At 42.4% G+C, this 12,310-nt stretch carries 10 protein-coding genes and 1 pseudogene; 1 reads left to right on the forward strand and 10 read right to left on the reverse strand.

The features are described from left to right. From WDC_RS03970 to WDC_RS04005, 8 genes and pseudogenes are all read right to left on the reverse strand, one after another. Positions 1-1,020 (reverse strand): annotated as a pseudogene (locus WDC_RS03970) (aminotransferase class I/II-fold pyridoxal phosphate-dependent enzyme). A 35-nt stretch (positions 1,021-1,055) separates the two neighbouring features. After that, a complete protein-coding gene (locus WDC_RS03975; RefSeq protein ID WP_044010522.1) occupies positions 1,056-1,826 on the reverse strand; it encodes an acetoin reductase in 771 nt (256 codons plus the stop codon). 27 nt (positions 1,827-1,853) lie between these two features. Beyond that, positions 1,854-2,327 (reverse strand): S-ribosylhomocysteine lyase, encoded by a 474-nt coding sequence (locus WDC_RS03980; RefSeq protein WP_044010524.1) that lies wholly within the window; start codon positions 2,325-2,327, stop codon positions 1,854-1,856. A 26-nt stretch (positions 2,328-2,353) separates the two neighbouring features. Continuing rightward, entirely contained in the window at positions 2,354-2,824 is a 471-nt protein-coding gene (locus tag WDC_RS03985; RefSeq protein WP_044010525.1) for a GAF domain-containing protein, read from the reverse strand. 455 nt (positions 2,825-3,279) lie between these two features. Further along, positions 3,280-4,476, reverse strand: coding sequence for a trans-sulfuration enzyme family protein (locus WDC_RS03990; RefSeq protein ID WP_044010526.1), 1,197 nt, complete (start codon positions 4,474-4,476; stop codon positions 3,280-3,282). A gap of 384 nt (positions 4,477-4,860) precedes the next feature. Continuing rightward, the gene (locus tag WDC_RS03995) at positions 4,861-6,219 is read right to left on the reverse strand and encodes an APC family permease (protein ID WP_044010527.1); all 1,359 of its coding nucleotides are present in this window, start codon (positions 6,217-6,219) and stop codon (positions 4,861-4,863) included. Positions 6,220-6,449: 230 nt separating this feature from the next. Further along, positions 6,450-7,745: an adenylosuccinate lyase gene (gene purB, locus WDC_RS04000; protein WP_044010528.1), complete on the reverse strand. Its 1,296-nt coding sequence runs from the start codon at positions 7,743-7,745 to the stop codon at positions 6,450-6,452. Beyond that, the gene (locus tag WDC_RS04005; RefSeq protein WP_044010529.1) at positions 7,742-9,049 is read right to left on the reverse strand and encodes an adenylosuccinate synthase; all 1,308 of its coding nucleotides are present in this window, start codon (positions 9,047-9,049) and stop codon (positions 7,742-7,744) included. Before WDC_RS04005 ends, purB begins: the two co-directional genes overlap by 4 nt. Before the next feature lie 194 nt (positions 9,050-9,243). Here WDC_RS04005 and WDC_RS04010 point away from each other — a divergent pair, with 194 nt between their 5' ends. Next, positions 9,244-10,215: a GMP reductase gene (locus WDC_RS04010; RefSeq protein WP_044010530.1), complete on the forward strand. Its 972-nt coding sequence runs from the start codon at positions 9,244-9,246 to the stop codon at positions 10,213-10,215. Positions 10,216-10,273: 58 nt separating this feature from the next. Here the strand turns inward: WDC_RS04010 and WDC_RS04015 are convergent, their stop codons facing one another. Continuing rightward, positions 10,274-11,668 carry an aspartate ammonia-lyase gene (locus WDC_RS04015; protein WP_082040914.1) on the reverse strand — a complete coding sequence of 465 codons (1,395 nt, stop codon included), beginning with the start codon at positions 11,666-11,668 and terminating at the stop codon, positions 10,274-10,276. 252 nt (positions 11,669-11,920) lie between these two features. Continuing rightward, positions 11,921-12,190 (reverse strand): hypothetical protein, encoded by a 270-nt coding sequence (locus WDC_RS04020; RefSeq protein WP_044010533.1) that lies wholly within the window; start codon positions 12,188-12,190, stop codon positions 11,921-11,923. Positions 12,191-12,310 lie beyond the last annotated feature (120 nt).

Consider the following 12,310-nt stretch of genomic DNA (forward strand, 5'->3'; position numbering starts at 1 on the left):
TTAGATCCGCAAATGTTTCACCATCATAGCCTTGTGGTACCTGACACCAGACAAAAAAGTTCCCTGCGGCTGAGCAACATGCCAGCCCAATTGATTTAACGCCGTCACTAACGTGTCGCGACGTTCTTGATACAGCTGGTTCAACGCTCGGACTGATTCTTGCTGCGACTCCAGTGCTACCACAGCCGCATCCTGAACTGCCCCAAACACCGTACTGTAAACATGTGAATGATACTGCTTCAAGGCTGTGATAACAGATTCATTACCAACAACATATCATACACGCCAGCCCGCCATGTTATAGGTTTTCGAGAGGGTGTTTAGTTCTACCGCATATTCTTTACTACCACTATTTTGTATTAAACTCACAGCTTGTCCGTTGAACCCCAGCGCTGCATATGCAAAGTCATTAACCACCAAAATTCCGTTTTGTTTACCAAACTCGATTGCTTGGTTGAAAAAGGCTTGTGTCGCAGTGGCACCGGTTGGATTGTTGGGATAGTTGAGTAATAGTATCTTCGCTTTTGCCAACACATCTTTGGGTACACTCGTCAAATCAGGTAGATAATGGTTCGCTGGGTTAATGTCGAGCTGCCATAACTTACCACCGGCTAAACTAACCGCTGAGTAATATTCTGGATAGCACGGGTTTGTCGTGATGACATAATCACCAGGATTAAGCAAAGTTTGTGGCAATGCAGTAATTCCGATTACCGACCCAGTAAACGTTAGTACCTCTTTTTGTGGGTCAATTTGGACCCCATGTTCACGTTGGTAGTAATCCGCAATGGCATTTAATAGATTCTTTTTACCGTCAAACGGCGTGTAGCCATGATTTTTCGGTTGATCGACTGCCTGTTTTAAGGCTGTCACAATAAAGTCGGGTGTCGGTTGGTCTGGATTTCCTTTGGCCAGGTCAATCAATGTCGCTTTATCTTCTACCCGACTAATTTTTTCATCCAGCTGATTAAAAAAGTTCCGTGGAATTGCTTTGACCCGCTTTGCTGGTTCAAAAATCATTCAATCTGCCTCCATTCCAACCCTGTTCCTAGTTACTACTGAAACCGCATGCCACCATCGACCAGAATCGATTGTCCGGTGATATAGCCTGCCTGGGGTGATACAAACCAAGAGACTACATTGGCAACATCCTCTGGTGTAGCTTCACAGCCGAGCGCAATTTCTTCTAGTACATTGGCTTGCTGCTGTTCAATAGATACATTCTTAATAGCGGCTGTTCGCTCATCAATACTGTCGCGTAATGGTGTTCTTACCACACCAGGATCGTAAGCATTAACGGTAATTTGATATTGTGCTAACTCTTTAGCAGCCGACTGGGTTAGACCCCGAATGCCAAACTTAGAGGCGGAATATGCACTTTGCAAAGCTGACGCTTCAATGCCAGCTAACGAAGCGGCATTAACAATTCGACCGCCATTGCCCTGTTTGATAAACTGTTTAGCTGCTGCTTGAATGCCCCAGTAAGTTCCCTTTAGATTGACATCAATCAAGCGTTCAAAATCAGCTGGATCAGAATCAACAAATGTATCAATAAAAGCAACCCCAGCGTTATTAACTAACACTGCTAAGTCACCAAAGTCATCCACCGCGTGGTCGATTAAAGCAAAAACTTCATCGCGATGAGCAACATCCAACTGATAAAACTTGGCTTCATACCCTTGTTCAACTAAGTTTTGGGCTACTTTAGAACCCGTGGTCGAGTTGATGTCAGCCACCGCGATCGCAAACCCTTGTTGCGCTAACTGTTGGGCAACTCCTTCACCAATTCCTTGCCCGGCACCGGTAACAATTGCTAATTTGGACATATCTTTCACTCCTATCGCTGAATTTAATTAAACAATGTGACGTTCGAATGGTTCGTCGCTAATTCCTTCATCCAAAATCTTTTTAGACCATTCCTTTGCAGAAAATAGTGAATGGTCGCGGTAATTACCACAGCTATAAATGTCAGTTCCCTGAACATCATCCCAAGTAATGGTAGTGGCGATTTCATTAAGTGCTCCTTTAAGGGCTTTGGCGACCTCGTTAGTTGAATGCTCACCCCATGTAATCAAATGAAATCCGGTGCGACAGCCAAACGGTGAACAATCAATCACGCCGTCTAAGCGGTCCCGCAGTAAGCCTGCCAACAGATGTTCAATCGTGTGCAGTCCTGCGGTTGGAATGGCATTTTCATTTGGTTGGACGAGTCGTAAATCATAGTTACTGATGACATCCCCCTTAGTGCCATTTTCCTCTGTAATTAACCGAACATATGGTGCTTTAACCTTTGTGTGATCCAATGTGAAACTTTCAACTTTAGCCATATTAATCTTCTCCTTATTTTTTTAATCTAATTTGTGCTGACCTTACTGCCAAAAATAATTGGTGCAATTTGAGTCAAATACTGCTGGTCGGTTTCATCAAATGTATTGAATTGCGGACTATCCAAATCCAGTACGCCAAAAAACTCACCATCTTGAAACACCGGTACCACAATCTCTGATTTCGATGCACTATCACAAGCAATGTGCCCACTGAACTCATGCACATTTGGCACAATTTCGGTGTGCTTAGTTTTTGCCACCGTGCCACAAACGCCGGTACCTACTGGTATGTGCATACAGGCCGGTTTGCCTTGAAACGGTCCTAAGATTAGTTCACCGTTTTTGAAACGGTAATAGGTCACGCCATTGAGCTTGGGTAAACCGTGAAAGAGCAACGAAACTAAATTACTCATATTGGCAATTACATCGTGTTCTCCTTCCAGCAAGCTCTGCGCTTGAAGCAGCAATAACTCATATGTTTCTTTTTTCTGTGTCATGCCAAATCCCCTTCTGCGAACAAAAAAGCACTTTCGTCGCATATCTATTAATCAATAGACAAGGACGAAAGTGCTTTTTCGTGTTACCACCTTAGTTTAAATAACCCTCACGAGTTATTTCTCATTGGGTACTTAAATACAGCTAACAAAGTACTTACTGTAAGTGCATACCCGGACTCTATAACGGGAGTTCCCGTCACCGCCTAACAAGTGCTCAGCTGTGAACTGCATTTAAGACCATATTCGATTATTCGTTGTTGCCATCTTGCACCATTGTGATGACTCTCTTAAAACAACTGCCTAACCTACTCATCTTTGCGTTAATGTAATTATTAATTTATGATATTATCTGGCATCTAAATGAGAAAGTCAACATCAAATTTTAATTTATTTTTAATGCTGACCGCTAAATCTTACAGCCACCCGCAGTTGCAGCGGCAACTTTTTTGTTTGCATTAAATTATCTGTCGTTCAGACGAACGTAACCGCGGTGTACTATTTTGCGATGCCGCCACGAAATCAAATGACTGCGCTAAATCAGCAATCAAATCCGCGGCATCCTCAATGCCAACAGACAAGCGAACTAATTGTGGTGTAATCCCGGCTTGAATTCGTTTTGCCACCGGCAACTCCGCGTGACTCATTTCAAATGGCAATTCCGCCAAACTTTCTACTGCTCCTAAACTCACTGCTAATTTAATTAACCGGAGCTGATTCAAAAATTTCGTGGCATCCACGTTTTTTTGGAGTTCAAATGACAATACCCCACCGAAGCCGTCGAATTCAGCTGCGGCAATTTGATTATCTGTAGTACCGTGCACGCCGGGATAATGAATTACAGCCACTTCGGTCCGCTTGGTTAAAAAATCGATCAGTTTAACTGCGTTTGCCTGCTGTCGGTCCATTCGAATCGACAATGTTTGCATCCCACGACGAACCAAATTGGCACTTTCTGGTGACAAAACACCACCTAATGCATTTTGAATAAAGTAAACTCGTTGCCCCAATGCTTTTGTTTTCGTGACTACCAGTCCTGCAATCACATCAGAGTGACCACCTAAATACTTGGTTGCCGAATGTACTACCATATCAGCCCCTAGATCGAGTGGGCGTTGCAGGTATGGTGTCAAAAAAGTATTATCCACGATGGTTAAAATTTGATGTTGTTTGGCGATCTGAGCAATCTGTTTAACGCTGGTGACATGTAGCAACGGATTGGTAACTGGCTCAAAGTAGATGGCTTTATTGACCGGAGTAATGGCATGTTCAACCGCTGTAATGTCCCGCGTATCGACCGTCGTAAACTGTAACCGCTGAACAGCGAAATACTGTTCAATTAACCGATACGTGCCACCATAAATCTGGTCTCCAATAATAATGTGATCACCAGGTTTAAAAATGGCAAACACCGCATGGATCGCAGCCATACCAGAGGCAAATGCAAAACCCTGGGCACCATTTTCCAACAATGCAATTTGTTTTTCGAGAAACTCACGGGTTGGATTGCCTGACCGCGCATAATCCCAGCGCACATTGCCATCAATCGTTGGATACTGATACGTCGATGAATTGTATATGGGCATGTTGACGGCTCCTGTTTGATTGTCATTAATGTTTTTACCATGAATTAAACGTGTATTGAACCCTGTCATATTTAAATTACCTCCAAACCAAAAAAAGCACTCCATCCAACGCCTATCTTTAGACAAGGACGGAAGTGCTTTTCCGTGTTACCACCTTAGTTTAAATAACCCTCGTGGGTCATTCCTCTGTGGGTACTCCCAAGTACTTACTGTTTGTGCATACCCTGACTCTATAACGGGAGTTCCCGTCACTGTCTCACACAATGCTCGACCGTGATAACTGCATTTAAGACCATCTTCGACTAGCCACCACTATCATCTCGCACCAGCTGATGACTCTCTTGAAATGATGCGCTAACCTACTCATCTTTGCACTACTTTGTTGTATTAATTTACGATATTATTAGTCAAAAAAATATAAATGTCAACCTTCAATTTTAATTTTGTTTACTACTAGTCGCGTTCAGCTGCGCGCGTAATTGCAGTTTTACGAGCTTGTTCCACCTTTTTAACCACATAAAAAATAGGCAACCCAACTGCCACAATTCCTAGTGACACCACAGCTCCAATCGGATCAGCAAATAACTCACTCACAATCACGAATACCGCCCCTAAGATCGCCACAATTGGTGTGATTGGAAATAAGGGGGTTGAAAATGGTCGTAGCTTACCAGCGTTACGTTTACGCAGTAAAAAGACACCGATAAACGCAGCAACATAGAAACAATAAACTGTAAAAATACAGAGGTCTGATAAATAATCTGGGTCGAAAAATGACACCATTAGACCGGCCAGTACCAAAATAGTAACAGTGGCGATCATCGGTTCGTGGGTTGTTCGATTAACATACGATAGTCGTTTTGAAAACGGCAAATCATTTCGTTTAGCCATGGCGTACATAATCCGCGGAAACGTCATAATCTTCCCGTTCATACAGCCGACAATCGAAATAATCACACCAATGTTCAGTAGTTTACCACCAATTGACCCAAATGCTAATGTCGCTAAATATGGAGTCGTGTTATCGCCTAACTTATGAATCATTGCCGACGACATGCCATTGAACACGCCGAACGTTACCGCAGTATAAATCACTAACACGAACAATAAACCGATTACGATGGCTTTGGGCAAGACCTTTTGTGGATTTTTCAATTCGCCACCTAAGTTGGCAATTAAAATCCACCCATCGTAACCAAACAACGTTGCCAAAACAGCAACCCCAAAGTTACCGGTACTTGCATGAATCCCCGCAACCGTCTGCCCAAAGGCTCCTTGGTGCCCATAAAATAGACCAAATATGATAATGGCAGTAATTGGCAGTAATTTGGCCAACGTCGTCACAATGGCAAAGGCAGCGCCATATCGATTTTCAAACATATTCAAGCCGCCAATTAATGCCATTGAACCCAGCGCCAATGGGACATGCCAACCATTGCTTAAGCCAAAGAAATTAACTAGCAATACAGCTAAGTAACCAGCCAGTGAGGCAATAATGGCAGGACCGTAAACAATGATTTGCATCCACCCCGATAAAAATCCCCAAACTCGGCCGTAGATTTTTTCCATATAAACGTATAGTCCACCGGTATACGGCAGTTGCGCTCCAATTTCAGCAATTGTCAAACCAGCTGTCAGGGTAATAATGCCGCCAACCACCCACGCTAAAATTGCCATGGTAGAGGAGCCCGCGCTGTCCAATACTGATGATTGCTTGAAAAAGATCCCGGAACCAATCACAGTTCCAATCACAAGTGCGAGTGCTGACCAAAGCCCTAACGAACGTTTTAATTCAGCTGCTGGTTGTTGCATAATAAATCCCCTACCTTCATGGCAAATTTTGACTTTTGCTAAATCAATGTTCCTAACCTAACAACCCAGACTGATTTGAGCAAGGGGCAAATTTGAATTAACTAATTTTGAGTAAGTAAAAACCGGTGAAAAGTGTTGGTATGACACACTTTCTACCGGTTGATTGTGGTTAATATAAAAATATTTATAAAATAGTAAAAACACCATTTTAATAAATATTTTTATATTAACTAATTATCAAAGACCTGGTTAAAGATTTGATCCACATATCTGAGATGGTAGCGGTAATCAAAAGCATCCTCAATATCTGCTGCCCCTAATCGTGCATTGATCGCTGCATTGTCTTGTACCAATTGCTTAAACGACACCTGCTCATCCCATGATTTAGCTGTCAATGATTGAACCAAGTCGTAAGCTTCTTCACGTGATAGACCCGTTTCGATTAACTTCAATAACACCCGTTGACTGTAAATTAAGCCATACGTTTTATCCATATTTTTTTTCATTGTTGCTGGAAAAACAGTGAGGTTCGTTAAAATATTGGTGAAACGATGCAGCATATAATCAATTAAAATGGTCGTATCTGGTAAAATGATTCGCTCAGCGGATGAATGCGAAATATCCCGCTCATGCCACAGAGCAATGTTTTCGTAAGCCGTTTGGATGTGACCCCGAACAACGCGAGCTAACCCCGTAATGTTTTCTGAACCAATCGGGTTGCGTTTATGTGGCATCGCAGACGATCCCTTTTGACCAGCGCTAAAATGCTCTTCTACTTCTCGAATTTCCGACCGTTGCAAGGAACGAATTTCGGTTGCAAATTCTTCTAAACCAGTCGCAATTAACCCTAAGACAGCGATGTATTCAGCGTGTAAATCTCGGGGAAGAACCTGACTAGTGATTGGCTGGCGCGTTAACCCGAGCTCTTTCATCACCGCTTCTTCAATTTCAGGCGGCACGTTGGCGTAAGTCCCAACCGCACCACTAATTTTACCCGAATCAATTCCCGTGGCAGCGTGGTCAAACCGGTCAATGTCACGTTCAATTTCTGCGTACCAGCGCGCCAATTTAACCCCAAATGTAGTCGGCTCAGCGTGCACACCGTGCGTTCGGCCCATCATGACCGTCATTTTATATTTTTCAGCTTGGGTCTTAATTACTGCTTGCAGTGCTACCAAATCTTCTCTAATAATTTGATTGGCCTGTTTCAAAATAACGCCATTGGCCGTGTCCACCACATCGGTACTCGTGAGACCGTAGTGTACCCACTTTTTTTCGTTGCCCAGCGATTCCGATACTGTTCTAGTAAATGCAACGACATCGTGATGCGTTTGTGCTTCTAATTCGCTGACGCGTTCAACCGTAAAAAAGGCATTGTCGCGAATTTTTTGGGCATCCTCTTTGGGCACTTCACCTTGTTTTGCCCAGGCGTTTGTGGCCGCAATTTCTACCTTTAACCACGCATTATAGCGATTTTCAAGTGACCAAATCTTGCCCATTTGTGGTCGTGTGTATCGTTCAATCACTGAGAAACAGCCTCCTTTTGACCCCATGGATCGTGTAAAATGACAGTCTGTAAGCGGTCTGGTCCCACCGAAACAGTAGCCAGCGGTACATCAACCAACTCGCTTAAACGTTGTAAATAATTTTGTGCGTTGACTGGTAACTCGTCAAATTTAGTTATTCCAGTAATGTCGTCATTCCAACCTGGAAATTCTTCGTACACCGGCTTGCAGGCCGACAATTCTTTCAAACTAGCTGGATAATAATCAATTTGCTTGCCATTAATTTCATACGATGTGCAAATTTTAATTGTTTTTAAACCGGTCAGCACATCCAGCAAGTTCAAGCTTAAACATGTCAGCCCTGAAACCCGGCGGGCATGTCGCATCGCCACAGCATCAAACCAACCAATTCGTCGTGGCCGCTTAGTTACTGTTCCGTATTCATGACCCGTTTCACGAATATAATCACCGATTTCATCCTTTAGTTCCGTTGGAAATGGACCGTCACCAACTCGTGTCGAGTAAGCTTTACAAATACCAACGATCGTCTCAATCTTATTTGGTCCAACACCAACTCCGGTCGTGACACCACCGGCAACTGGGTTAGATGACGTGACATACGGATAAGTACCGTGATCAACGTCCAACATTACGCCTTGCGCCCCTTCAAATAAAACGTGTTTACCTTGATCAAGTGCATCATTGACAATGACCGAGGTATCCGTCACATATTGTTTGAGTTGTTGGCCGTATTGATAATATTCTTCAAAAATCGAATCAAAGTCCAATGGTGCTTGGTCATATAGCTTTGTAAAGAGTTGATTTTTTTCCGCTAAATTTTGGTGGAGTTTTGCTGCAAATGTATCTTTTTCCAATAAATCAGCCATGCGAATTCCGATGCGACCAGCTTTGTCCATGTACGCTGGTCCAATTCCCTTGTTGGTCGTACCAACTTTTTGGTCGCCTTTGGCTGCTTCTTGGTATTCATCCAATAGAATATGGTATGGCAAAATAATATGTGATCGACTTGAGATTCGCAGGCCGGTGGCACTAATTCCACGTTCGCGTAAATACTCTAGTTCTTCAATTGCCGCTTTTGGATTAACAACGACACCATTGCCAATCACACTAATTTTATCATCAAAAAAGATTCCTGATGGAATAAGGTGGAGTTTGTACGTCTGACCATTGAATGCAATCGTATGGCCAGCATTATTTCCACCTTGATAACGGACGATCACATCTGCTGCCTGGCTCAGGTAATCTGTCATCTTACCCTTACCTTCATCGCCCCATTGACTCCCAACTACTACTACTGCTGTCATCATGTCACCCCATCATCTTTATTATCACTCACCCAATCATTTTACCAAGTACAGCCATGCTAGTCAAGGAAAAACCGAACTTTAATCATGCTTTTAGTTAATAGCATACGCGTTTATTGTTGACTTTCATTATCATTCCAGTTATATTAGCTGAGTGAGAAAAAAAGACGAACTTTTTGTAAGGAGTGCTTAACATGGACACATTCGATTACGATGATATCCAACTAATTCCCAGTAAGTGTATTATTAAAAGCCGTGGTGACGCGGATTCAAGCGTCAAATTTGGCCCTCACCGGTTTAAAATTCCGGTCGTTCCTGCTAACATGGAGAGTGTTATTGACGAACCATTGGCAATTTGGTTGGCGCAAAACGATTACTTTTATGTCATGCATCGGTTCCAGCCAGAAAAACGGTTAGGCTTCGTTCGTGATTTACAGGAAAAAGGACTTTTTGCTTCCATTTCGGTCGGTATTAAGGATAGTGAATACAAATTTATTAACGATTTAGCGGCTGCTAATTTAACGCCTGAGTACATCACAATTGACGTCGCGCATGGACATTCAGATTACGTCATTAAGATGATTAAATTCATTAAAAATAAGTTGCCCGAAACATTTGTGATCGCTGGTAACGTGGCAACTCCTGAAGCTGTTCGTGAACTAGAAAACGCCGGTGCTGATGCAACCAAAGTCGGTGTCGGCCCCGGCAAAGCCTGCATCACTAAGTTAAAAACTGGTTTTGGTACTGGCGGCTGGCAGTTAGCTGCACTGAAATGGTGTAGTAAAGCAGCCCGTAAACCTTTGATTGCTGACGGGGGCATTCGAAATAACGGGGATATTACTAAATCAGTCCGGTTTGGTGCTTCAATGGTTATGATTGGTTCAATGCTCGCCGGTCATCAAGAATCTCCGGGTAATTTGATTAAAATTGATGGTAAAAATTACAAACAATATTGGGGTTCCGCATCTGAAACCCAAAAACAAGCTTATCGCAACGTTGAAGGTAAGCAAATGTTAGTTCCCTACCGCGGCTCTATTAGCGATACATTAACTGAAATGCGCGAAGATTTGCAATCATCAATTTCGTACGCCGGAGGCAAGGACTTGGAAGCCATCCGCAAAGTCGATTATGTGATTGTTAAGAATTCAATCATGAACGGTGATTAAACTCAGTCAGCATAAAAAGCTCCATTAGGAAATCATCCTAGTGGGGTTTTTTAATTCGTTATTTACTTGCAGCGTGCTCTTTAGGCTCTGTCTCATTGCGATTTAACAATCTGTCAACTGAAAACAAATCATCAATTGTCCCCAGTGGCAAAACATGTTGTGCAATCAATAACTGTTTCACGGAATGATGTTCTTTAACTGCTTGTTTAATCAGCTTCATAGAGCGCTCATATCCTAACATCGGTGATAACACCGTTGCTGAAATGGCAGAATTCTCAACTTCTTCGCGGCTATGCTCGCGATCGACATCGATATCTTGCAGACAATTTTTAGTCAACGTATTGACGGCGCGAGTCAGCATTGATTCGCCATCCAACAAATCACGTAAAATAATGGGCTCGAAGGCGTTCAACTCTAACTGACCCGCCTGGGCCGCCAGCATTACCGTTGTATCGTGGCCAATCACTTCAAAGGCCACCTGATTCACCACTTCCGGAATAACCGGGTTGACCTTGCTGGGCATAATTGACGAGCCGGCCTGTTTTGCCGGTAATTTAAGCTCGCCTAACCCGGCCTGAGGACCACTGCTGAGCAACCGTAAATCATTTGAAAACTTAATTAGATCAACTGCAAATGCTTTTAAAGCACTAGAAAATTCAACGAAGTCATCACAATTCTGGGTTGCATCGATTAAATCGGCGGCCGATTTGAGTTGAAAGCCAGAAATACGGTTTAGTTCTTCAATAATGTGGTGGCAATAATACGATGAAGTATTCAAACCCGTTCCAATTGCGGTGCCACCTAAATTGACAACACTAATATCTTCGCCGGCCGTTTTGATTCGTTTAATATCTCGTTTAAACATGGAATAATAAGCATGAAATGAAGCCCCAAACGTAGTTGGAACCGCATCTTGTAGCTGAGTTCGGCCAACCTTGATATCATTGCTGAACTTATCTGCTTTTAAAATCAAGCAGGTTTGCATTCTATCTAATTCTTTAAGCAATTTGGGTAAATGTTGTAAAAGCGCCATTTTTCCGGCCGTTGGATAGGTGTCATTGGTGGACTGTGATTGATTGACATCATCATTAGGGTGAATATAATCATGCGAATATTGCTTAGCAACGTTGGCTAGCACCTCATTCACATTCATGTTGGTAGAAGTGCCAGCGCCACCCTGAATTGCCGGAATAATGAATTGATCATCATATTTACCGGCCAGGACATCATCACCTGCCTTAATAATGGCTCGTGCTTTGTCAGCAGCTAATGTGCCGGCATCCATATTTACTTTCGCAGCAGCTTGTTTAATTGCCACCAGATTGTAGATAATTGATAAATTTGTTTTTTCAGCACTGATCGGAAAGTTCTGCAGTGCTCGTAAAGAATGAATCCCATATTTTGCTTCGTCTGGAACAGCTAATGTACCCACACAATCTTGTTCAATTCGCATACGTCTTTCCTCCTGTGTCATAAAACGTAACATTTAAATTAATATGATGGTCATTATAGGCGTATTTTTAATAATTACAATAGAGTTACATGATTCGGTTAGAAGCGGTTAGTCACAATTAATTTAATTAATTCGAATGAATGCCGTTAAAGTGTGGGATTGAGACTCTATTTAACCCTGACAAATAAAAAATAGCATATATTATAAAACATAACATATGCTGCAAAACTAATCATATTTTGAAACCATCTGTTAGTTCTTTTGTTTGCCAAACCAAATTAATTGCTTCACTGTCCAAATAAAAAACGTCAATTGGGCAGCCACAAAGATTAACAACACAAGCAGATAGCCAAACGTCGCACCAGTTGTCGCCATCATCATAATTTGCACTATTCCAAGCGACACACGTGTGGTGTAGAGGAAAATAAACATTTCAGCTAGCAAGAGCAGTATTAAAATGATGATTTGGATTTTTTTGTGCCCGTTCTGTTTTTTTGTTGAAGTTACTATTTTGTTTGGCATTGGCTTCTCCGTTAATCTTGAGTTTAAAAACATGTTACACGTGAAACAAGTACTTGGCAAATACATTCAAATCATTTTAAGAAACCGTATTGTTCATTAGCTAAATACAATTCAACTGAT

Source organism: Paucilactobacillus wasatchensis, from assembly GCF_000876205.1.
Taxonomy (GTDB): Bacteria; Bacillota; Bacilli; order Lactobacillales; family Lactobacillaceae; genus Paucilactobacillus; species Paucilactobacillus wasatchensis.

Excerpts from the sequence above, each read along its gene's own strand:
- WDC_RS03975 (WP_044010522.1), bottom strand. The coding sequence starts at position 1,826 with ATGTCCAAATTAGCAATTGTTACCGGTGCCGGGCAAGGAATTGGTGAA.
- WDC_RS03985 (WP_044010525.1), bottom strand. The coding sequence starts at position 2,824 with ATGACACAGAAAAAAGAAACATATGAGTTATTGCTGCTTCAAGCGCAG.
- WDC_RS04020 (WP_044010533.1), bottom strand. The coding sequence starts at position 12,190 with ATGCCAAACAAAATAGTAACTTCAACAAAAAAACAGAACGGGCACAAA.
- WDC_RS03995 (WP_044010527.1), bottom strand. The coding sequence starts at position 6,219 with ATGCAACAACCAGCAGCTGAATTAAAACGTTCGTTAGGGCTTTGGTCA.
- WDC_RS03990 (WP_044010526.1), bottom strand. The coding sequence starts at position 4,476 with ATGACAGGGTTCAATACACGTTTAATTCATGGTAAAAACATTAATGAC.
- WDC_RS04005 (WP_044010529.1), bottom strand. The coding sequence starts at position 9,049 with ATGACAGCAGTAGTAGTAGTTGGGAGTCAATGGGGCGATGAAGGTAAG.
- WDC_RS04010 (WP_044010530.1), top strand. The coding sequence starts at position 9,244 with ATGGACACATTCGATTACGATGATATCCAACTAATTCCCAGTAAGTGT.
- WDC_RS03980 (WP_044010524.1), bottom strand. The coding sequence starts at position 2,327 with ATGGCTAAAGTTGAAAGTTTCACATTGGATCACACAAAGGTTAAAGCA.
- WDC_RS04015 (WP_082040914.1), bottom strand. The coding sequence starts at position 11,668 with ATGCGAATTGAACAAGATTGTGTGGGTACATTAGCTGTTCCAGACGAA.